This is a genomic window from Flavobacterium sp. LM4 (genome assembly GCF_002017935.1).
Lineage (GTDB): Bacteria > Bacteroidota > Bacteroidia > Flavobacteriales > Flavobacteriaceae > Flavobacterium > Flavobacterium chungangense.
Genome location: NZ_MUFW01000005.1, coordinates 160,872 through 184,688 on the forward strand (window position 1 = coordinate 160,872; position 23,817 = coordinate 184,688).

20 protein-coding genes and 1 pseudogene are annotated in these 23,817 nt (G+C 32.8%); 18 read left to right on the forward strand and 3 right to left on the reverse strand.

What is annotated here, in order from left to right; all coding sequences use genetic code 11:
• Positions 1-77: 77 nt before the first annotated feature.
• Entirely contained in the window at positions 78-824 is a 747-nt protein-coding gene (locus tag BXU10_RS22080) for a class I SAM-dependent methyltransferase (RefSeq protein ID WP_078229636.1), read from the forward strand.
• A gap of 51 nt (positions 825-875) precedes the next feature.
• Here the strand turns inward: BXU10_RS22080 and BXU10_RS22085 are convergent, their stop codons facing one another.
• Both BXU10_RS22085 and BXU10_RS22090 read right to left on the reverse strand, forming a co-directional pair.
• Positions 876-2,039 carry a hypothetical protein gene (locus BXU10_RS22085; RefSeq protein WP_078229637.1) on the reverse strand — a complete coding sequence of 388 codons (1,164 nt, stop codon included), beginning with the start codon at positions 2,037-2,039 and terminating at the stop codon, positions 876-878.
• A gap of 170 nt (positions 2,040-2,209) precedes the next feature.
• Complete coding sequence (locus tag BXU10_RS22090) at positions 2,210-2,560, reverse strand: 4Fe-4S dicluster domain-containing protein (protein ID WP_031454881.1); 351 nt, start codon at positions 2,558-2,560, stop codon at positions 2,210-2,212.
• Between the two features lie 137 nt (positions 2,561-2,697).
• On the opposite strand from BXU10_RS22090, the gene BXU10_RS22095 reads away from it, so the two are divergent.
• The 7 genes from BXU10_RS22095 to BXU10_RS22125 all read left to right on the forward strand — a co-directional run bounded on the left by BXU10_RS22095 (position 2,698) and on the right by BXU10_RS22125 (position 10,698).
• The gene (locus tag BXU10_RS22095; protein ID WP_078229638.1) at positions 2,698-3,768 is read left to right on the forward strand and encodes an acyl-CoA reductase; all 1,071 of its coding nucleotides are present in this window, start codon (positions 2,698-2,700) and stop codon (positions 3,766-3,768) included.
• Positions 3,769-3,862: 94 nt separating this feature from the next.
• Entirely contained in the window at positions 3,863-4,933 is a 1,071-nt protein-coding gene (serC, locus tag BXU10_RS22100; RefSeq protein ID WP_078229639.1) for a 3-phosphoserine/phosphohydroxythreonine transaminase, read from the forward strand.
• 181 nt (positions 4,934-5,114) lie between these two features.
• Positions 5,115-6,065 (forward strand): D-2-hydroxyacid dehydrogenase, encoded by a 951-nt coding sequence (locus tag BXU10_RS22105; protein ID WP_078229640.1) that lies wholly within the window; start codon positions 5,115-5,117, stop codon positions 6,063-6,065.
• Positions 6,066-6,166: 101 nt separating this feature from the next.
• The gene (locus BXU10_RS22110; protein ID WP_078229641.1) at positions 6,167-6,721 is read left to right on the forward strand and encodes a DUF937 domain-containing protein; all 555 of its coding nucleotides are present in this window, start codon (positions 6,167-6,169) and stop codon (positions 6,719-6,721) included.
• Positions 6,722-6,809: 88 nt separating this feature from the next.
• The gene (locus tag BXU10_RS22115; protein WP_078229642.1) at positions 6,810-7,247 is read left to right on the forward strand and encodes a DUF6146 family protein; all 438 of its coding nucleotides are present in this window, start codon (positions 6,810-6,812) and stop codon (positions 7,245-7,247) included.
• Positions 7,248-7,280: 33 nt separating this feature from the next.
• Positions 7,281-7,583: a DUF6787 family protein gene (locus tag BXU10_RS22120; protein WP_031454887.1), complete on the forward strand. Its 303-nt coding sequence runs from the start codon at positions 7,281-7,283 to the stop codon at positions 7,581-7,583.
• Positions 7,584-7,980: 397 nt separating this feature from the next.
• Entirely contained in the window at positions 7,981-10,698 is a 2,718-nt protein-coding gene (locus BXU10_RS22125; protein ID WP_223255534.1) for a T9SS type A sorting domain-containing protein, read from the forward strand.
• A 62-nt stretch (positions 10,699-10,760) separates the two neighbouring features.
• Here the strand turns inward: BXU10_RS22125 and BXU10_RS22130 are convergent, their stop codons facing one another.
• Positions 10,761-11,051, reverse strand: a complete 291-nt coding sequence (locus BXU10_RS22130; RefSeq protein WP_078229643.1) for a hypothetical protein — start codon at positions 11,049-11,051, stop codon at positions 10,761-10,763.
• 185 nt (positions 11,052-11,236) lie between these two features.
• Between BXU10_RS22130 and BXU10_RS22135 the strand changes: the two genes are divergently transcribed.
• From BXU10_RS22135 to BXU10_RS22185, 10 genes and pseudogenes are all read left to right on the forward strand, one after another.
• On the forward strand, positions 11,237-11,902 hold the full coding sequence (locus BXU10_RS22135; RefSeq protein WP_078229644.1) for an ABC transporter ATP-binding protein: 666 nt from the start codon (positions 11,237-11,239) through the stop codon (positions 11,900-11,902).
• A 107-nt stretch (positions 11,903-12,009) separates the two neighbouring features.
• Positions 12,010-12,774: a TIGR02757 family protein gene (locus BXU10_RS22140; RefSeq protein ID WP_078229645.1), complete on the forward strand. Its 765-nt coding sequence runs from the start codon at positions 12,010-12,012 to the stop codon at positions 12,772-12,774.
• A 500-nt stretch (positions 12,775-13,274) separates the two neighbouring features.
• Entirely contained in the window at positions 13,275-13,643 is a 369-nt protein-coding gene (locus BXU10_RS22145) for a response regulator transcription factor (RefSeq protein ID WP_031454892.1), read from the forward strand.
• A gap of 28 nt (positions 13,644-13,671) precedes the next feature.
• Positions 13,672-14,745 carry a HEAT repeat domain-containing protein gene (locus BXU10_RS22150; protein ID WP_078229646.1) on the forward strand — a complete coding sequence of 358 codons (1,074 nt, stop codon included), beginning with the start codon at positions 13,672-13,674 and terminating at the stop codon, positions 14,743-14,745.
• 35 nt (positions 14,746-14,780) lie between these two features.
• Positions 14,781-16,184 carry a glycosyltransferase gene (locus tag BXU10_RS22155; protein WP_078229647.1) on the forward strand — a complete coding sequence of 468 codons (1,404 nt, stop codon included), beginning with the start codon at positions 14,781-14,783 and terminating at the stop codon, positions 16,182-16,184.
• 23 nt (positions 16,185-16,207) lie between these two features.
• Entirely contained in the window at positions 16,208-18,577 is a 2,370-nt protein-coding gene (locus BXU10_RS22160) for an alkaline phosphatase family protein (protein ID WP_078229648.1), read from the forward strand.
• Entirely contained in the window at positions 18,577-19,863 is a 1,287-nt protein-coding gene (locus BXU10_RS22165; RefSeq protein WP_223255535.1) for a YaiO family outer membrane beta-barrel protein, read from the forward strand. Before BXU10_RS22160 ends, BXU10_RS22165 begins: the two co-directional genes overlap by 1 nt.
• A gap of 183 nt (positions 19,864-20,046) precedes the next feature.
• Positions 20,047-20,301 carry a hypothetical protein gene (locus tag BXU10_RS22170; RefSeq protein ID WP_123922082.1) on the forward strand — a complete coding sequence of 85 codons (255 nt, stop codon included), beginning with the start codon at positions 20,047-20,049 and terminating at the stop codon, positions 20,299-20,301.
• Positions 20,302-20,353: 52 nt separating this feature from the next.
• A pseudogene (locus tag BXU10_RS25825) lies at positions 20,354-22,199 on the forward strand (DUF4838 domain-containing protein).
• Between the two features lie 226 nt (positions 22,200-22,425).
• A complete protein-coding gene (locus tag BXU10_RS22185; protein ID WP_078229652.1) occupies positions 22,426-23,778 on the forward strand; it encodes a DEAD/DEAH box helicase in 1,353 nt (450 codons plus the stop codon).
• Positions 23,779-23,817 lie beyond the last annotated feature (39 nt).

Consider the following 23,817-nt stretch of genomic DNA (forward strand, 5'->3'; position numbering starts at 1 on the left):
GAATTTATAAAATATTTTAAAGGGGTTGTCTTCTGACAGCCCTTTTTTTTATAATTTTATATTAAAAACTTAGAGTTATGGCAAATTTATATGATGGAAAAATGGCTGCGATATACGATGCGATGTACCAGACTTTTGTTGATTATGATGAAGAATATGCTTTTTACAACAATTTGATTCAGGAAAATAAAGCTTCCAGCATTCTTGAAATAGGAAGCGGAACCGGAAATCTCGCAAAACGATTTGAAGAAAATAAACAGAATTACAAAGGTCTTGATTACAGCGATGATATGATTGCAATCGCCAAAGAGCGGAACAAAAATTGTTCTTTTATACAAGGAGACATGAGGGATTTTAAACTGGAAAAAACTGTAGATTCTATTTTAATTACTGGAAGATCTACGAGTTACCTAATCACCAACGATGATATTAATAGAGCTTTTGAATCTATTTATAAAAACCTAAATGAGGATGGAATAATAATTTTCGATTTTATTGATGCTAATCGATTTATTCCTTTTACAAAAGAAAATCCTGTTATAATTCATGAAGCAACACATGAAAACATCAATTACATCAGAGAGAGTCATTGGGACACCAAAAACACTCTGGAAAATTTCATGTTGGAATGGACAGCACAATATTATACTTTCATAAATGGGACAAAAGAAATTATTGAGAATGATTTTTCTACTGTTCGGGTTTTCACACTCAATGAAATTCAGCTTTTTTTATATTTAAATCATTTCCAAATAATAAAAATTATTAACCGAAAAACTTATGCTTACGATACTTACGTAATTGTCGCAAAAAAAATAAAATAAAAAAATCCTGAGTTTTAAAAGCTCAGGATTCTTTTATTTATTTGTAAGGAATTAAAGTTTAAATTCTAATGAATCAATAATTCCTTTTTCTTCATCAGTAGCAGTGAATCCGGATATATCCCAATACTTAGTCAGGACTTTATTTTTTTTATTAAAAAGTGATTTTTCTTTAAAAACATCACTTTCTTTATACGTAAAATTTTGTCTGTTGAAATTGGTTGTTATAAAACTATTCCTAACCTGAATATTTTTTATCTCCTCTTTTAAAACCAAATCATACCCTATTTCTTCATTTGCAGTCAATAGATAATAGTCTAAACCATCTATCCTGTAATTAACCCTTACAGACGATTTTGTGATGTTTTGAGAACCAATTTGTTCATTCTCCTGAATTTCAGCAAGATTAGCAGGTACTATAATAACACTAAATTCTACAATCAGTTTTTTTTCAGGATCGTAAATAATTTCGTAGGTATCCAAGGCAGTTTTTGAATTATCCAACGGAGTTACTGACATTATATAATAGTTCTTATTATTGGGATGTCCTTTGGTTGTAAAACTATACTCCTTTTTTGTTTTCGAATCCAAAAGCGGATCGAAATACTTTAAATTGGAATAATTTTCCATAATATTATTCAAATTATAGCCCATTAAATCGGCGCTGATATCTTTTTCCAACAACCCGTAAGACCTGTTTTGCTCTACCAGTAACGTAGTAGTTGCTTTTTTCTGGCTAACAGAAAATTGAAAATTTACCAGTCCGTCATTATAATAAGAGTATTTATTATTTAACATAAAAAACTCTCTTACGTATACTTTTAACCGATAAGAAGAGGCTAATTTTTGCCTTGAATTAGAAACAATTTTTTGAAGTGTTTTTTGAGGGTTTTCATTTGAAACTACGATTTCATCCAGTTTATTATGGCTGCTTTTTAAATAAACTACAAATTGGTCTTCTTTTAAAGAAGCCCATCGAAGTGTCAGTTTTTCATAATCCGTATCAGAAACCTGAACATTAGAAGCTCCATTTAACAGAAAAGTTACTTTTCCGTCCTTATTAGTAATCAAAGTCTGCTTCGTTTTCATAATAAGTACCGTTGCGTTTTCTATAGGCATTAACGTTTCTATATCTTTTACAATTATAGAATACTCTTGTTCCTGTGCAAAGGCATTTAAATTTAAAAAAAGAACTAATAATAGTACTAATCTGCTCATGAGTTTATTAAATTTTCAACGAAAGTATTAATTTTTGATTAATAAATTAACATTTTAAAAATAAAACATTAAAAATCAAAGGAGTAATGTTTTTCAAAATAAGAAAATTTGGAATAAAAAAAAATCCTGAGTTTTTAAAAATCAGGATTTTACATTCTTAATGCTAAATATTATTCTCCGTGTAAAAACGCCTGTCTGTTCAACAAGGTTTCTTCATCTTCTACGTGATTATCGTCTGGCACACAACAATCAACCGGACATACTGCAGCACATTGTGGTTCATCATGAAAACCTTTACATTCTGTACATTTTCCAGGAACGATATAGTATACTTCATCAGAAATTGGAGTTTGCGCATCATCTGCATCAACTTCAGTTCCGTCTGGTAAAATTACTTTTCCTGAAAGACTTGTTCCGTCTTTATATCTCCAATCATCAGCTCCTTCATAAATTGCTGTATTTGGGCACTCTGGTTCACAAGCCCCACAATTGATGCATTCATCGGTTATAATTATTGCCATTTTATTCTTGGTTACGGGTTAAAAATTATAAGATTTTACAAAAAATGCCAAACATTTTATTCTGCTTTGCCTTATAACTTAATATAGCTTATTTTTGTGCAAAATTACAATCAAAACCTTTCATAAACAAATTACTTATGTTACAAAACGAAAAAAAACAATCTTTTATAGCACTGGGCCGGTTTTTGAGTCAGTTTTCAGAAGAAGGAAATACCCGTAATGAATCGGTTTTAGGTAATGATTTGTTTTTTGAAGATTTTATAAAACTTATTCAGCTTTCGCAGTCACATAACGGATGGTACACTCCTGAACAAGTATCTTTTGCAATAAAATCGTGGTCTGATGCCCTTACAGAAGAAAACCTTGATAAATGGCTTTCTAACTACGAATCTGAGTTTTCTCAAAACAACAGAAAAGAAAAAACTGTTGCCTTAATTTTAGCCGGAAATATTCCATTAGTTGGCTTTCACGATTTTTTATCGGTTTTGATTACAGGAAATAAAGCTTTGATTAAAACTTCTTCAAATGATCAGCATTTACTGCCGTTTTTAGCCAAATACTTAATTTTTACTGATGAAAGTTTAAAAGATAAGATCACTTTCGTGGAAGGAAAATTAGAAAATTTTGACACCGTAATCGCGACCGGAAGCAATAATACAGCACGTTATTTTGAATATTATTTTAATGACAAACCATCCATTATTCGTAAAAACAGAAATTCTGTTGCTGTTTTAAACGGTCGGGAAACAAAAGAAGATTTAGAAGCTTTAGGTGAAGATATTTTTCGCTATTTTGGTTTGGGATGCCGCAATGTATCTAAACTTTTTGTTCCGAAAGATTACAAATTTGATACTTTTTTTGAAGCTATTTTTAAATATCAGGATGTTATTCATTACGAAAAATATGCTAATAATTATGACTACAATAAAGCTGTTTTTTTGATGAGTAATTTCAAATTACTGGACAATGGATTTTTGACCATAAAAGAAGATTCCAGTTATGCTTCTCCTATTTCCAGCGTTTTTTATGAATTTTATGAAACCATAGAAGATTTACAAAACCGTCTCGAAGCTGATGCTGAGCAAATTCAATGCATTGTAAGCAATAATCTGATTAAAAACAGTATTTCTTTTGGCAAAACCCAGACTCCGGAATTATGGGATTACGCAGACAATATTGATACTATATCGTTTTTGTTAATAACATAGGTTAAAAATTTATAATTATTGCGAATAATTTAACGGTTTTTCGGCTCGTATTCCCGAAATTTGCGTTTTTAAAATTTGGACTTTTAACTATACCATGAAAAAACACAACTACAGCGCAGGACCAAGTATTTTACCTCAGGAAGTTTTTGAAAAAGCATCAAAAGCAGTTTTAGATTTTAATAATTCAGGATTATCAATTCTTGAAATTTCGCACCGAAGCAAGGATTTCGTTGCTGTTATGGATGAAGCCCGCGCATTGGCTTTAGACTTATTAGGCCTTACAGGCAAAGGATATCAGGCTTTGTTTTTACAGGGTGGAGCAAGTACAGCATTTTTAATGGCTCCTTACAACCTGATGAAAGAGAACGGAAAAGCAGCTTATTTAGATTCAGGAACATGGGCGACAGCAGCCATTAAAGAAGCTAAATTTTTTGGAGAAACTGTTATTGTAGGCTCTTCAAAAGAAGAAAATTATAACCATATCCCAAAAGGATACCAAATACCGGCTGATGCAGATTATTTTCACTGTACCAGCAACAACACTATTTTTGGAACTCAAATGAAAGAATTCCCTACAACCAACATTCCGGTTGTTTGCGATATGAGTTCTGATATTTTTTCACGCGATTTAGATTTTTCTAAATTTGATTTAATCTATGCCGGAGCTCAAAAAAATATGGGCCCTGCAGGAACTACACTTGTAGTAGTGAAAGAAGAAATTTTAGGCAAAAACGGAAGAGCAATCCCTAGTATGTTAGACTATACTAAACACATCAAAGCAGAAAGTATGTACAATACACCTCCTGTTTTTTCTGTTTACGTTTCATTATTGACTATGCAATGGATTAAAGCTCAAGGCGGAGTTGCTGCTGTTGAAAAATTAAATGATGCAAAAGCTTCTTTATTATATACTGAAATCGACAGAAATCCATTATTTAAAGGTGCTGCAGCTGTTGAAGACCGTTCGAATATGAATGTGACATTCTTATTAAACAATGCTGATCACACTGAAACCTTTGACAAACTATGGAAAGAAGCAGGAGTTTCAGGATTACCTGGCCACCGTTCTGTGGGTGGTTACAGAGCTTCTATTTACAACGCTATGCCTATCGAAAGTGTTCAGGTTTTAGTTGATGTAATGAAAGCTTTGGAAACTAAAGTTTAGTTCCTGAAAAATATCAATTGAATACCAGAGCCCTAGCCCCGATAGAAATGGAAATCCTTTTATGTTTTTCTTTAAAACATAAAAGATTGAAATGAATAGCGGGAATTAGCTTCTAAACAAAAAAAAAGAAAATTAATTTGAGGACGAGATTGCTTTGTTCCTCGCAAAGACATAAACTAAAATGAAAGTATTAGCGAATGACGGAATTTCTAAAAGTGGAATTCTAGCTTTAGAGAAAGGTGGATTTGAAGTTATCACTACAAAAGTAGCTCAGGAACAAGTTGCTAATTTTGTTAACGAAAATAATGTAAGCGTAGTTTTGGTGCGTAGTGCAACCAAAGTACGTAAAGATATTATTGATGCTTGTCCTGGTATCAAAATCATCGGACGTGGTGGTGTTGGTATGGATAATATCGATGTTGATTATGCTAAAAGTAAAGGAATTCACGTAATTAACACCCCTGCTTCTTCATCAGAATCTGTTGCTGAATTGGTATTTGGACACTTACTTTCTGGTGTTCGTTTTTTACATGATTCTAACAGAAATATGCCTTTGGAAGGTGATTCAAACTTTGACGGTTTGAAAAAAGCCTACGCAAATGGAACTGAATTAAGAGGTAAAACTTTAGGTATTGTTGGTATTGGCCGTATTGGTCAGGCTACAGCAAAAATGGCTCTTGGTTTAGGTATGAAAGTTATTGCTGCTGATGGTTATATTCCTTCAGTTGATGTAAAAGTTGAGTTTTTTGATGGTCAGTCTATTACGACTACGATCGTTCCTCAATCATTGGAATCATTATTAAAAGAATCAGACTTCATTACATTACACGTTCCTGCTCAGGATGGTTACATCATTGGTGAAAAAGAATTTGAAATCATGAAAGATGGTGTTGGAATCGTAAACTGTGCTCGTGGAGGTGTTATTGATGAAGTAGCTCTTGTAAAAGCTTTAGATTCAGGAAAAGTAGCATTTGCAGGATTAGACGTTTTTGAAAACGAACCAAAACCTGAAATGGCTATTTTAATGCACTCTAAAATTTCATTGACTCCTCACATAGGAGCTGCAACAGGAGAAGCTCAGGACAGAATTGGTACTGAGTTAGCTTCACAAATTATTACTTTATTAAGTTAATTCATTATAACTAAATAATTTTGAGGGGATTTATTAACATTGCTTAATAAATCCCCTTTCTTTTTTTATTAAATTTGAGTCTAATCTAAAAACCTTGAATCATGTTAGACCAATTAACTCAGTTAGTACAACAATTCGGAGAAGAAGCTGTTGTTAAAAATAATGCCGTTCCAAATGAGCATAATCAAGAAATAATAAAAGAAACAGGAAACTCTATTTTTTCAGGATTACAAAAAATAGCTTCTGAAGGAGGTGTTGAACAATTAGCTGGTTTATTTCAGGAAAAAACAATTGACAGTTCAAATCCTGTAGTACAGCAACTAACGCAACAATTATCTGGAAACCTTGGTGAAAAATTTGGTTTAAACACTGACACCTCTTCAAATGTTGCAGGAAGCCTTATTCCGCAAGTTTTAAATTCTTTGGTTAACAAGGCAAGAGACCCAAAAGACGGAAGTTTTCAAATTTCTGATATTGTAAATGCCATTTCCGGAAACAGTGGTCAGGCTACAAATATCATGGATACGATTTCAAAATATGGAGTACAATTTGGCCTGGATCAAAACGCTGACGGAAAATTAGATGTTGGTGATGTTATGGTGATTGCTAAAAGTGGTGGTCTTAGCGGCTTCTTTGGAAGGCTGTTCAAAAAATAGATTTAATAAACAAAAGCCGTTTACTTAACTGCAAATGGCTTTTGTTAAATAATAAAAACGTCTTCTTATTTTTTCGTAATTTTAAATTATGAAAAGTTTAATTTACATACTCGGAGTTTTATTTACAGTAATTGCCTGTTCATCATCTTCTAAGAATAAGACTGTTATAGACGGTCCTACATCACAAATAGCAGTAAACGATACCGTTCGGATTGCAAATGATTCTTTAGAATATGAAGTTATTATTATTGATAACGGATTTAGCTTCTGGCTTGCCTCTCAGGCATTACCAAGAAATTATTATTCATTAGCTTATCTGGAAAATAAAAACCTGATGTATGTAACAGGATGGAACAGCCGTGTTTTACAGCCTCAGCGATACAATCCGAATTTATATGAAATGACTATCGATTATCAGCCACATATAAAGTATGGGTACGAAGTAAACTACCTGATATATAACTATATGATTTATTTTCAAAATACTTTCAAACAAAAGCTCGCCGGATATGTACCACAACGATAATGTTAGTATATTTGTAATCACTACAAACAAATAATGAACAGATTAAAGCAACGTTGGGGCATTACCTCAAATTTTCAACTTGTTATTATATTTATCGTATTTGCCATCACCGGATCGGCATCTGCCTGGCTGTCCAGACCTTTTTGTGAATTATTAAATATAACTAAAGAAGATTTTGGGGGCTGGTTTACTTTAATTCGACTATTAATTATTTTTCCTATTTATCAAATTCTGCTAGTTGCTATAGGAACTTTATTTGGACAATTTCGTTTTTTTTGGAACTTCGAAAAGAAAATGCTTAAGAGTATGGGGCTTGGTTTTTTATTTAAAGATTAATTTTTTCACGCTATAGTTCAATCTGACTACTTGCTACTTGCCACCAAACTAAAATAGTTATCTGTATAAACTTGTTTTTATTGACTCATCTGTACTATTATTCTTCTTTAGACACAGAACAGTTGTAGTTTTAAAAAAAGAACATTACCTGTCTGTATTCACACCAAATCCAAAGAATATCCTTGGTTTTTTAATATAAAACATGCATTATATTAAAAAATAATGACTATATCATACAAAACACATTACCAGAACAGGATGGGACAGGACAGTTTTATTTCAAGTATTTTAAAACTTTACGATGAAGATTTAATTCTTTACTAACTTAAACCAACCAATCATAATGTTCAACAATACAATGAAATTTGTAATGGCAATTGTATGCCTTACAATGTCTATGACAAAAATATTTGCTCAAAATCCGGTAGTGAAAATCGATTTTGATCAATCAGGCAGACAAACAACTGAAGTAGGCGAACCAGACTATACTCCTTGGGTAATTACAACAAATTCAGACACTAAAACTGTAAACGGAGTAACATTTACACTAACTCGTGTAGGAGACAAAGGAGACATATTAGGAACCAATTGGTACAAAGCCGGAATTTCATCACCTTATTATGCCAGATTAGTCTGTGATGGAGTTACTGTAAAAAATGGTACTGCAAATGAAGGTGGCCAAATAGAAGTAAAAATTAGTGGTTTAGAAACAGGAACCCATACCCTGCTCGCTTTTTTGAATGCAGTAGATAGCCCCGTTTATACTTTTAGTCCGATTGATATATCGGTAGATGGCAATTTAGTAATCAATAATTTAATTCCAAGCGTGAGAGCAGTCAAAACAGCAGATGCAAAATCGGCTTATTTAACCTTTCAGGCAACTACAGGAAAAGATGTAATTATTCTTTTTGCTGCCGAAAGATCTGGTAGTGAAACTTACAAAAATGTAATGCTAAACGGATTTGAATTAAACACGCCTAATATTTTTAATCAGGCTACAAATCCTGCTCCTAAACATAATGATGAACACGTAGAATTAAGTTCAGGCAATAAAACATTAACATGGACATCTGCCATTAATGCTGTATCACATAATATCTATTTTGGAACTAATTTAGCAGCATTGGAAGCCGCTAATACATCTTCACCTGAATTTAAAGGTAATCAACTCAAAGCAAATACTTCTTTCCAGGCAAACGGATTATATACAGGTGAGACATACTATTGGAGGGTAGATGAAGTTTTAGCGAATAATGAAATCACAAAAGGTAACATCTGGAGATTTCGTCCTGCTCAACTCGCTTTTCCGGGCGCTGAAGGTTATGGACGCTTTGCCCGTGGTGGAAGAGGCGGAAAAGTTGTTACCGTTACCAATTTAAATGACAGTGGCCCAGGAAGTTTACGTGAAGCTGTTACTAACGATATTGGGCCGAGGACCATTGTTTTTAATACATCTGGAATCATTAAGCTTAATTCTCGTTTGGTTTCAAGTCAGCCTTATGTAACTATTGCCGGGCAAACGGCTCCGGGAAAAGGAATTTGTATTCGCACAGCACCTTTCGGAATAACAGGAAATGATGCTATCGTTCAAAATATAAGAGTTCGATTAGGAGGAGGATCCACTTTTGATGGAATGGGATTAACCGGTGCTGATAATAGTATCATTGATCATTGTTCCATCAGCTGGACAATTGACGAGGCTTTTAGTTCGCGTTCAGGAAAAAATATCACATTACAAAGAACCTTAATATCTGAAGCATTAAATGCTGCAGGGCATGAAAATTATCCTGCTGGTACTGAACATGGTTATGCAGCAACCATCGGTGGTGATATTGGAAGTTTTCATCATAACTTATTGGCACATAATTATGGCCGTAATTGGAGTTTAGGAGGCGGATTAGATGGCAATGGTTTTTATTCCGACAGAATGGACATAACTAATAATGTAGTTTATAATTGGGGAGGAAGAACAACTGATGGAGGAACCAAAGAAGTCAATTTTGTAAACAATTATTACAAGCCTGGTGCCGGTTCCAAAATATTTGTTGCATTTAGTGCGGATAACGAAAATACCGGAAAAGGAATGCAACAATGTTATTTTAATGGAAATGTTATGCCTGGCTATTTTGACGAAAGCAATCAAACAATCGGAAGAAGATCTACTTATAAAAACGGAGCAACCAATACTTTTGACAATTTTGTCAACACACCATTTTTTCCTTCATACGTAACTACACAATCTGCAAAAACCGCCTATAAAATTGTTTTATCAGATGTTGGATGCATTCAACCTGAATTTGATGAGCATGATGAAAGAATCATCACAGAGACATTAAACGGAACTTACACATACAGAGGAAGTGTAACCAACAAACCAGGATTCCCGGATAACGAATCTGATGTTGGCGGATACGAAACATACCCTGAAATTGTCAGAGACGCAAACTGGGATACAGATCAGGACGGATTACCGAATTGGTGGGAAACAATTATAGGTACAAATACAAATTCAGGTACAGGAGATTTTTCAGATAGTAATGCTGATACAGACTTAGACGGATATACCAATTTAGACAAATATTTACAATGGATGTCTCTTCCTCATTACGATTCTCCAACAGGAAATAAAGTCGATGTTCATTTACAGAAAATATCAAGAGGTTTTACAAACGGAGTTAACTATTCGCTGTCTAATCCTGTTAACGGAAATGTTACTCTTAATGGAAATATTGCAGGATTTACCCCAAACGCAACTGGTTTATGTTCTTTTGACTTTACTGTTACTGATAATGAAGGAGCAATTATGACACGCACAGTTAATATCGTTAGCGGGTATAGCTCTAACTTGTCCACAGAAAAAACAAATAAAGAAAGCACCGCATTTACGGTTTGGCCTGTACCAAATAACGGTTCATTTTCTGTTTTGATGGAAAATGACGGCAACAATGCAGAACTTAAAGTATTTGATATTTTAGGCAAAGAAGTACTAAGAAGAATCATTACCGGAAAAACTCAGGAAAACATCAATTTAAAATCAAAAGGCGTTTTTATTATAAAAGTTTCTGACCCGGAAACAAAAAAAGTTTTACATAGCAAAAAGATTGTAGTTCAATAAGTTTAAGTTTGTTTTTTAGTTTTTAACATAAATGGCAGCTTAATAGCTGCCATTTATTATTATCATTCTTTTTGTTTCTGAAAGAAATAAGTATAAATCCATGTAATCGTAAAAGACGGAATCACATCGGTAAACGGAAGTATCTCTTCTACAAAAGTCAAAATACCTGCTATCCGCCCTACTCTGCCTTTGTACATTCTGGACATGATTAAAGCTGCAATCGGTGCCCAGATTACATCTGAAAACTCTCCTAAAAGCGGAATCGAAAATGAAATTGTACCAATTCCATCCAGAACTAACCCAATTATTAATTTCTGTATTCTGTTATCTTCAACAACCTTTAAATCCTGCATAATGTGACTTTTAAATTACAACTAAAATTAAAAATAATTTAACCACTATAAATTATTTTATTAATTCAATTAATTTCTAAATTCCCACGTCAATAAACATGCCGATAAATCAGATTCATAAAATTCTGTTACGACACATTTCAATATCGGCAGAATCTTTGTTTCTTTGTAAAAACAGTTTCCAAATGATACACGCAAAAAACATACATAAATTCTACGATAAGCTTGAAGTTTTAAAAGGAGTTGATCTACATATTCAAAAAGGGGAAATTGTTTCAATTGTTGGTGCCTCAGGAGCCGGAAAAACCACTTTACTGCACATTTTAGGAACTTTAGACAAACCAGAAAAAACAAATGCAGAAACCTCTCTTACCATAAACGGAGCAAACATTTTAGGACTCAACGATAAAGCTTTATCAAAATTCAGAAATCTCAATTTAGGTTTTATATTTCAGTTTCATCAGCTTTTACCTGAGTTTACAGCTCTGGAAAACGTATGCATTCCAGCGTATATTGCAGGTAAAAAACCCTCTGAAACAGAAGCAGAAGCTAAAAAACTACTTGACTATTTAGGATTATCTCACAGAATTAATCACAAACCCAGCGAACTCTCAGGTGGAGAACAGCAGCGTGTTGCTGTAGCAAGGGCCTTAATTAACAAACCAGATGTAATTTTTGCGGATGAACCTTCCGGAAACCTGGATACCCACTCTGCCGAAAATTTACATCAATTGTTTTTTCAGCTTCGTGACGAGTTCGGACAAACATTTGTCATCGTAACACATAATGAGGAACTGGCAAATATGGCCGACAGAAAATTGGTCATGGTCGATGGACAGATTAGTAATTAGGAGCAGTTTCCAGCTGTACGCTTTATCTTTTTTGGCGAACCCCGCCATAAAAGGATGCCACTCCAATCTGGGCTAGGCATCAGAATAACAAAACATTCATTTTAAACATGACCCAAAAAGAACTCAAAGAATTTCTTGACGAAAAAGTCATACAGTATAATAATCTCGACTTTATAGAAAGCGATCCCGTTCAGATTCCGCATCTTTTTAACCAAAAAGAAGATATTGAAATCGCAGGATTTTTAAGTGCAACGATTGCCTGGGGAAATCGAAAAATGATCATCAAAAATGCTCATCAGATGATGAATTTAATGGGCAATACACCTTACGATTTTATAATGTCACATTCTGATTCGGATTTAGAACGCTTAGAAAATTTTGTTCATCGTACGTTTAACGGAAAAGATTTTGCAGGTTTTATCAAAGGATTACAGCATATCTATAAAAATCACAATGGATTAGAAACCGTTTTTGCAAAACATCAGGAAGAGGATAGCCTGCAAAAAAGTATTCATGAATTCAAAAAAATATTTTTTGAAATTGACCATCTGCCAAGAACAAAAAAACACGTTTCGGATCCTCTTAATAATTCGGCAGCAAAACGCATCAATATGTACTTACGATGGATGGTCCGTCAAGATACAAAAGGAGTTGATTTAGGAATCTGGAAGAGCATTCCTCCCTCTTTATTGTCTTGTCCTTTAGATGTCCATTCGGGAAATGTAGCACGTAAATTAGGATTACTTAATCGAAAGCAAAATGACGCAAAAGCCCTGGCCGAATTAGACCATAAGCTCCGCAAAATGGATTCCTCTGATCCTGTAAAATATGATTTTGCCTTATTTGGCCTAGGTGTTTTCGAAGGTTTTTAACTCAATCCCTGATATTTAGAAAACTTATTAAAGAATATAAAACTTAACGTTCCTGAATTTCATTAAAGAATATTTTGAAAATAACTTTATTACGAATTACAGTTATTTTTCGAAATGTTCAGGCTTTGCTGCTCTTCATAATCAAAAAAACTATCCCTGTATTTATTTTATTAAAAAAACTGATTTGGAAATTAACGTTTTCTAAATCAAAAACTCATTGTTATATCGTTATAACAAACTTGTTTTAAAAATAAAAAATGCATTATAACGTTGTTTTTTAGCACTTTATCGGATATTTTTAAATAAAAATAGATTATATTTGGTTTATATAATTTCTTCCAAATTTATTTTTTAAAGAAAATAACGTTTTCCTCATTTAGTTTGTATAGATAATAAATAAATTAATTTATTAGATAAGACTGGTCTATTTAAAACTACAAATAAATTTCATTGTAATTTTTGAAACTAATTTACAAACCTGGTTTAATACTCATAACAAAATGAACAGCTCTAAAAAAATAGTTTTAGCCGAAGACAATTCAGTACTCTCATTGTTATTGAAAGTTAGATTAGAAAAAGAAGGGTACGAACTTTTAATAGCTATAGACGGCAAACAGGCAATTACATTAATAGAAGAATATCGTCCGGAATTAGTCTTAACAGATATTATGATGCCCTATGTTAGCGGACTGGAAGTAATAAGTCATGTAAGAAACAAATTGAATTTACAAACACCAATTATTGTTTTTTCGGCAGCCGGGCAAGAAGAAATAGTGCTTAAAGCATTTGATTTGGGCGCTACTGATTTTATGAGTAAACCTTTTAGCCCTCATGAATTAGTAATAAGAATAAAAAAAATACTGAATTAGCATTTCAAAAATTAATTAGTTTCAAGTCATGAATACTAACGACATTTTAGGATATTTCGAAAACACTTCTCTAATGATTCAATTGGTATGGTTCTTTAGTAGCATTTTTTTTACCATCATCTTTTTACTGGCTTTTTACCTCAAATATTTAAGAAATTATTTAAGAGCCAATGAAAAGATAGTCGATAAATATCAGGAAAAGTACGAATCCTATCTTGTGACCTATTTATATGCCGGAAATGATAACGAAGCATTTAGTACGGAGCAGCTAAAAATCATCGACAAATTAAAAAAAAGCATTGCCAATCCTTTTAAAAGAAAAATAATAGTTTCAATATTATTGAAATTAAGAAATGAAATATCCGGTGAAATGGGCGAATCAATTGACAAACTCTTTGTAAAACTGGGACTTTTACGTTACTCATTAGCAAAGCTAAGAAATAAAAAATGGGAAGTTATTGCAATTGGTATCAGAGAGCTTACTCAATTCAAAATAAAGGCAGTCCATAAAATAATAATGAACAACATCAATCATCCAAAGAAGGAAGTTCGTAAAGAAATGCAATTGTATCTGGTTTACCTGTATGCCTTTAAAGGACTTGATTTTTTGAATGTTTTACAAACCTCTTTATCCGAGTGGGATCAGATTCAATTATTAGAAATTCTTCAAATTAATAATGACACACAAATTGCAGACATTAGACCATGGCTGAAATCATCAAATGATTCGGTGGTTGTCTTTACGCTAAAACTTGCCAAAGTTTATAATCAGTTTGAGGCAAAAGAAGAACTTATTGAGCTGTTGCACCACAAGAGCGAAGATGTAAGAATCAATACAATTTCTGTCTTGAGTGATTTGAACATATTTGAAGCTAAAAACATCTTGAAAAACAATTTTAATGAACGCAGTCATGAAGAACAAATTGCTTTTATTAAAATGATGGCAAATGTATATGAAGCTAGTGACAAACCTTTTATATTAGAGCAAATACATCACGAAAATTCTGAAATAAGGCTGTTAGTAATGGAAATTTTAAAAAACATTAATTTTGAAGAATATGCATTATATGAAGCCGAATTTAAAAAAGCATTAACAGCCTAATTGAATAGTATCAATCGAGTAAAGTTTAAATTTTAATGTCAATCATTCATTATTTTTTTCTTGTATTTTCTGTATTTGCTATTGCATCTTATATCCTATTAGCAATGATTTCAGCTGTCGAAACCATTGAATATATTAAAAAAAACAGCTTTGTTAATTACAAGGAAATACTATCCTCTACTTTTTCTCCATCAATTTCAATTATAGCGCCTGCTTACAATGAAAGTTTGAATATTGTAGAAAATGTTCGGTCTTTGTTATCAAGTCATTATGTAAATTATGATGTTATTATTGTAAATGACGGAAGTAAAGATGACAGTTTAAGCAAGCTCATTCAAGCCTACGACCTGGTTCAAATTGATCATCTTATCAATGAACATATTAAAACAAAACCACTACGAAAAGGTGTTTATAAATCTACAAATCCTGCTTTTGACAAATTAACTGTAATTGACAAAGAAAACGGAGGAAAGGCTGATGCTTTGAATATGGGACTAAATATGAGTAAAAACAGATATGTAGCCTGTATAGATGTAGATTGCTTGTTATTAGAAGACGCACTTCAAAAAATGATTAAGCCTTTTCTGGAATCAACCGATACTAAAGTAATTGCTTCGGGAGGTGTGATAAGAATTGCTAATTCCTGTATTGTTAACGATGGTAAATTACTCGATATAAACTTTCCTAAAACATGGCTGGAACAAGGACAAATTTTAGAATACCTAAGGGCTTTTTTATTAGGAAGAATGGCATGGAGCAGGCTAAACGGACTATTGGTAATATCTGGCGCTTTTGGTCTATTTGATAAAAAAATAGCTATCGATGTTGGTGGTTACGATACAAATACTGTTGGAGAAGATATGGAAATTATTGTTCGAATGAGAAGACACATGGAAGAACTCAAAGAAAAATACAAAGTTGCTTATATTCCGGATCCATTATGCTGGACAGAAGCTCCAGACAATTACAAAACATTTATATCCCAAAGAAACAGATGGACCCGTGGAACTATCGAAACACTTAGAAAACACCGTAAAATAGCATTTAATCCCAAATACAGATCCTTAGGACTTGTCAGTTATCCGTATTGGCTGGTTTTTGAAAGATTGGCTCCAATTATTGAAGTTGCAGGTATCCTGTATTTTGGGATTCTTATCGCTCTCAATGAAGTAAGATGGGATTATGCATTAGCATTTATTATTCTGGCTTATACGTTTTCAGTTATGTTTTCAATTGTTGCAATTTTCTCTGAAGAGCTTACTTACCATCAATACAAAAAAAAATCAATAGGTTTTAAATTAATAATAATAGCCTTTTTAGAACCTTTTGTAATTCATCCAATAATTCTATACTCAGCAATAAAAGGAAACATAAATTACTATTTTTACAAAAAAATAGAATGGGGACATATGACGCGAAAGGGTATGACTAAAGCATAAATACTTAATTTAGACTTCTAAAGATGATGATAAAAAAATTAAAAGATATTTTAAATAATAGCCATACTTATACCTATATCAATTTAATTTTTTCGGTAATTGTTATGTTTTGCTTATTAAGTTTATTTGAAACTTTATCAACTACTAATGGTTCAGCAAACCAAAATAGCAGCACTATATTAATCTATAAATTGTCAAATGATTTTTGCACCGGAATATTTATAGGATTGCTCTTTAGTCCATTTTATTTCATACTAAATTATATCAAAAAGCATCTTGGGGTATTATTTATCAAAATAGTTTTCTCTTTGATTTTAATTATTCAGTTTGCATTGGTAAAATATAGTTCTACAACCCTTGTCAACCTGGGAGCAGATCTATTAGGTTACTCTCTGTCAGACATATACACAACCGTAACAGCATCTGAGTCTCTTTCATTTATGTATTTCCTTCCCTTTATAATAATTCCTTTATTGTATTTGGGAATCTATTTTGCTTTTACAAAACTAGGCAAAAAGCAAATCGTTTTAGGAGCAATATTTACACTCTTAATTATCGCAGGAGTTATAAAATTATTTGTTCCCGACCTCTCTGACTCAAAGTACGAAAATAAGCTGGCGTTTTTAACCAAAGACATTATTCGGTTTGAAAGAGATAAAAACATAGCCAAAAACATTCAAAACATCAAATTCAAATCGGAATATCCGATGCTGAAACCTTTTAAATCTACTCCCGATGTTTTAGCTCCTTATTTTAATATTACAAATGAAAAACCAAATATTGTCGTTATTGTTGTTGAAGGTTTGGGGGCCGAATTTATTGATAAAAACGAATATGCAGGATTTACCCCCTACTTAGATTCGATGATCCCAAAATCATTGTATTGGGAAAATTTTTTAAGTAACGGTGGAAGAACTTTTGCCGTACTTTCTTCATTATTGGGTTCATTAACTTATGGTGAGAAAGGATTTTTAGAATTAAATCCGTTTCCGAGACATCTTTCCCTTATAAATGTGCTAAAAGCTAATGGGTACACCACATCTTTCTATTCTGGAGATGATGCAAATTTTGATAGAAAAATCAACTTTCTGGATCAAAACGGCATTGATAATACAATCGACAAAAATAATTATGGTTCAGAATATACTCAAACAAAAGCTAATGCAGGAGGCTTTTCCTGGGGTTATCCTGATGCTGAAATTTTCAGGAAAGCACTAGTCGAGACTAACAAAATGAAACTTCCCCGATTGGATATCATTCAAACCCTTACCAATCATGAACCTTTTGACTTTCCGGAAAAAAATGAATACTTAAAAAAAATTGATACTATTATTGATACCCATGAAAATCTAAAATCGCAAAAAGGAAAAATTGGCTCTTATAAAGATATTTTTGCCTGTTTGAATTACACTGATAATGCAATTAAAAATTACATGGAAGCGTATGCAAAAAGACCTGATTATAAAAATACCATCTTTATAATTACAGGCGACCACCGTTTGATTCCTATTCCTCAAAAAGACAAATTATGCCGTTTTCATGTGCCTTTGTATATTTTTAGTCCAATGCTAAAAAGAACGGAATCGTTTAAATCAGTTTCTTCGCACTGGGATGTAACGCCAAGTTTGGTTTCCTTTTTGTTTAATAATTACAAATTCAACAAACTGGATCAAACCTCCTGGATGGGTCAAGGACTTGACACTGCAAAAGAATTCAGGAATAATCAGGGTATTCCTTTGACCCGAAATAAGGGAACTATTGATGATTATGTGTATAAAGAATATTTGTATTCGAGTGGTGAATTGTACAAAATAAAAGATAATTTTGATCTAGAAAGAATCAGTGACGATGCTATTTTGGATAAGGTTAATAGTGAATTTAATACCTTTAAACATCTGAATGCATATTTGACACAGAAGGATAAAATTATTCCAAAATCATTGAATTTAAACAAAGAGCAGGGAGTTCATTTTACTAAGGAAGAGCAAATCGAGATCGACAAACTAACCAAAGGATTAAATCCCGACCAGATGTTTTTCAAAGCAAGAGAGTTAGCTTTCAATAAAAAGCACAAAACAGCGATTTTATTATGCGATTTTATATTAAATGAATTACCCAATTATTCAGATGTACGGACTTTAAAAGGCCGAGTATTTGGTTGGGACGGTGAATATAAAAAAGCAGAACATGAGTTGCTGATTGTGATCAAAAGAATGCCTTTGTATGATGATGCCTATTTGGCACTGATGGATGTCTATTGGTGGTCTGAACAGAATAAAAAAGTTATAGAAACAGGGGAATTAGCATTGTCAAACGGCATAAAAAATCCAGAAATCAAAATAAAGATCGAAAGATCTCAAAAATCAATCAACAATTCAAAACAACATAAGTAATGGGCACTGTTATACAAAAAGAAATTTTTGCTAAAATCTATATTTTTCTCATTATAACGTTATTTTCAGTTTCATTTCAAATGACTGGACAGGAAAAAACATATTCTGGCGACCCTGATGTCTCTTTTAAAACAGCTCGTGACCTGGCTTTCAACAATAACAGAAAGCAGGCACAAGATACTTTATTACACATCCTGACTAAATATCCCGATTATCATGATGTTCGTGAATTTTTGGCTTCGACCTATGCCTGGGATGGAGATTATAAAAAAGCAAGAACCGAATTTCAAAAAATTTTAGGAAAAGATACACACAGGAAAACCACATGGATAGCAGCCATTAAGAATGAAATGTGGGCTGACTTTCCCTTTCTTGCATTGAAATTATGCAAGAAAGCGCTGAAAAAATTTCCAAATGATACTGAAATACTGGACTTGCAGAAAAGTGCTCAGGAAAGTACAATGATCCCAACTGCTACTGCCGGTGGGGTCCAAACGATATCCAGTAAGATTCCAAATGATTCTATAACTAAAGAATCTGATTCGGCTTTGAGAAAAACAGTCCGAAACAATACGATTGGTGTGACTTCAGAAATCAATATTTACTCTGATGTCTTTGATCCTATGTTTTATAATGCTGTAAAATATGCCCGACAAACCAGGTACGGCAGTATTATTGGGAGAGTTAATATCGACAGAAGACTTGGGGAGTACGGAACTCAGTATGAGGTTGATTTATATCCAAAAATTGCTAAAGGAATGTATGCTTACTTAAACTTTGGTGTATCTGGTTCTTCTTTATTTCCTGATTATAGATACGGTGCAGAAATTTTTAAATCACTGCCCAGAAGTTTTGAAGTTTCGCTAGGGCTCAGAGGTTTGCAATACGATACAACAACCATGATTTATACTGGTTCTGTAACCTGGTACAATGGAAATAATTACTGGTCTTTCCGTCCTTATTTTACTCCGGGAGACAATGGATTAAGTTCCTCAGGTACTTTAACATACCGAAAATACAGAAGTGATGCTGATAATTATTTCGGCATCAATGTTGGGGCCGGAATTTCGCCGGAACTCAATCAGAATTATTTTTTTACAAATGATGACCGAATTGTAAATCTGCAATCCCAAAAACTAAATGTTTCTTATTATTTTTCTACCAATAACAAACAAAATGCCTGGGGAGCACAACTCGGAATCATTCATCAGGAAATTCCTTTTGACCAGGGCAATTATTTCTGGATTTCAACCCTTGCATTGTCCTGGGAAATTAGATTTAGGTAATAAATTGGCAAAAATTAAAAGAAAATCAATCAATATTTTATCCTGCTTTGAAGTTAATTTTGTGGTAAGAAAAATGAAACCAGAGCTCATTTGAAGTTCCAATATCAATTCTAAATAATGCAAATTAAACAACTTCCTACTTTCTGCATTGTTGTTTTCTTATCTTTTCTAAACTGCAAAATTATGGCTCAAAACTCCTTACATTTAGCAAATACGAAAGGGCAGGAAATTAGTATTGTTTCTTCTAATGATTATACAAAAAAAGCATCCGTTCTTTTAAAAAGCTATTTAGACCAGGCTTTTGAGAATCGAATTTTTATTCAAAATAACAAATCAGAAAACGTTGATAGTTCGAAAATTATTCTTGAAATTAATCCCGAAAGTGTAAATAAAAATGATTCATTTATCATCAAAAGCGATGAAAAAACATCTTTCTAATTGGTTCGAATGAAAAAACGTTGCGCTATGCCATTTATACCTTACTTGAAACATGGGGTTCAGAAAATATACTACAAAGGACAGTTTTATTCCGAAGCTGAAAGAAGTAACATTCCCAAAAAACATCAATAAAATCTATACCCCTTCTTTTGAATATCGCGCTTTGTTTTATCCGGATTGTTACGATGAAAATTTTAGGGACTGGCACAAACTGGATTGGCAAATCGATCATTTTGGTCTTTGGGGAAATTCCTTTTATAAATTATTAAGTGCCAAAGAATATTTTAAAAAAAATCCGGCCTTTTTTGCTCTGTACGAAGGTAAACGAAATCCAGCATCATTATGCATGACCAATGATGCTGTAGTCAAAATTGTTTCAAAAAAAATGGCTGACATTATTAGCCAAAATACTAACGCCCGTTTCTTTTCAATAAGCCAGAATGATGATGTTGTGTATTGTGAATGTGATAAATGTAAAATTTTAAATGAAAAACATGGAGGACCGCAAGGATCGTTGTATTACTTTCTAAATAAAATTGCTGTACAATTTCCAAAAACTAAAATAACAACTTTAGCTTATCTTCACACCTATCAGGCTCCAAAAAACATTAAAATTAAACCTAATATTTATACGCTTTTTTGCCCAATTGAAATGAATCGTGGAAAAGCTATCCAAGAAACACCAGGCAATAATGACTTTTTGAATACGCTCCACAAATGGAGTGCTGCTACAGACCATTTATATTTATGGGATTATACGGTTGAATTTACCAATTATCTTTCTCCTTTTCCAAACTTTCGAAAACTATAAATTATACGAACAAAATAAGGTCAAAGGTCTCTTTGTACAGGGTTATGCAGATATTGCAGGAGATTTATATGAGTTGAGACAATATCTTTTAGCAAAAATAATTTGGGACACCAATACTGATGTTGAAGCTGTAACAAATGATTTCCTAAATGGTTTTTATGGCAATGCTTCTCCGTTTGTCAAAAAATATCTTGATTTACTTATTCAAAATCAGAAAAAAAGTAACCGCTATCTGAATATTTATACCAATCCAATAGAAAGCAGGAACACATTTCTCTCTCCAGAAGCAATGGATCAATACGATCAGTTAATAAGTCAGGCTGAAATGATTTCCAAAGATGAGCCTGTAATAGCCAAGAGAATTTTAAAACTGAGATTAGCATTAGAATATGTTTATTTTGAACAGGCAAAGTTCTATGGAAAAGAACCTCACAGAATGTATCAAAAAAACGGAGACTCATTTTCTGTGAGAGATAATCTGGAAAACAGGATTCAGGATTTTGTAAAAAAGGGTTCCGATTTCGGAATTTACGAACTCAGTGAAGACGGCTTAAGCCCTGAAGAATATAGAATTCAATGGAACTATATTGCTAAAAATAATGTCACAAAGCATTTAGGAGAAACCCTAAAATACAAATTTGAAACCCAGCCTTCCCAAAATTTTAATGCTAAAAAAGAAAGAGGGCTTAATGATGGAATAAAAGGTTATAAAGATATTAATCTTAACTGGACAGGCTGGTACGACGAAAATGCCGAAATAAGTATTGATTGTAATAATATAGATTTTAACTCTTTACAATTTCAATGTTTAGAAGATCAGAGACACTGGATATTTTTGCCGAAAAAAATTATTTTGAAGGGCTTTCGAAATCAAAAATGGGAAGTCATCAAAGAACAAAAAAAAAAACAATCAACAGAAAATCAAACCACTAATATCAAAGAATACAAGTTTCTCAATATTAATTTTCATGTTTTTGATAAAATAAAAATCATTTTAATTCCGGAACAGAAACTTCCTGTCTGGCGAGAAAGAAAAAATAAAAAGCCAATGCTTATGTTAGATGAAATAGTACTCACACAAAAATAATAAATACCAAAAATCCTGAAATCATAGTTTTAATAAAAAATAATTATGCAAAAATTTGCCTTCTTTCAGTGAAGAAGAAATTAAAGTTTTCTGATGCTTATTGTTACGTGTAAAAGCTGCTTAAAATTAAGATTTTAATATTTAAACTTACAATTGATTAACGATGTCTACAGTATTTGTCTGTTATAAGGGGATTTAATACTATCTTTGCAAAAAAATAAGGCAAATGAGCACGTTCGAAAAATTCAATCTTCCAAAATCAGTACAAAAAGCAATCGATGAATTAGGATTTGTTACTCCTACTCCTATTCAGGAAAAATCCTTTGCTGTGATTATGTCAGGCCGCGATATGATGGGGATTGCGCAAACTGGTACGGGTAAAACATTTGCTTACTTATTGCCTCTCTTAAAATTATATAAATTCACCAATACCAATACACCAAAAATCGTGATTCTGGTTCCAACCCGTGAATTAGTGGTTCAGGTGGTAGAAGAAGTTGAAAAACTGACCAAATACATGTCGGTTAAAACATTAGGGATTTTTGGAGGAGTAAATATCAATACACAAAAGAAAGCGGTTTACGAAGGAATCGACATTTTAGTTGGAACACCGGGTAGAACAATGGATTTGGCGCTTGACGCTGTGATTCGTTTTGATGAAACTCAAAAGCTTGTTATTGATGAGTTTGACGAAATGCTGAACTTAGGTTTCCGTACACAATTGACGGCTCTTTTGGCTATGATGAAAACCAAACGCCAAAACATTTTATTCTCTGCAACCATGACAGATGAAGTGGATGCAGTTTTAAATGACTTTTTTGATTTTCCGGAAGAAGTTACGCTTGCAGCTTCAGGAACCCCACTTGAAAAAATCACTCAAATTACCTATAACGTTCCGAATTTCAATACGAAAGTAAATCTTTTGAAACATTTATTGGAAACTGACGAAAGTATGAACCGCGTTTTGGTTTTCGTAAACAATAAAAAGATTTCAGATATGCTTCATACCCGAATCGAAGAAGATTTTGAAGGTCAGTTTGGAGTAATTCACTCTAACAAATCTCAAAATTATCGTTTGAGTACGATGGCCGAATTTCAGGAAGGAAATCTTCGCGGCCTGATCACAACCGATATTATGGCTAGAGGTTTGGATATTTCTGACATCACTCACGTAATCAACTTTGAACTTCCTGAAGAACCTGAATTGTATATGCACAGAATTGGTCGTACGGGTCGTGCAGACGCAACAGGAACAGCCATCAGTTTTGTTGCTCCAAGAGAAGAAGAATTTAAAATCGAAACAGAACTTTTAATGAATCAGGAACTTAAAATTACCGATTTCCCTGAAGAAGTTGAAATTTCAACCAAACTGATCGAACCTGAAAAAGACAAACAGCCGATTAAGTTTTTAATGAAAAAAGTAAAACTGGAGGGCGAAGGTGCTTTTCATGAAAAAGCTAAAAAGAACAAGAAGGTCAATTTGGGTGGACCTTCAAAAACGAAAAAGAAAACGCATGGATCTGTTAACAGAAATATGTTGAAAACCAGAGACAAGAAGAGAAAAGATAAGGATAAATAAAAAATTTAAAATTCCAAAGTTATAATGCTTAGAATTTGG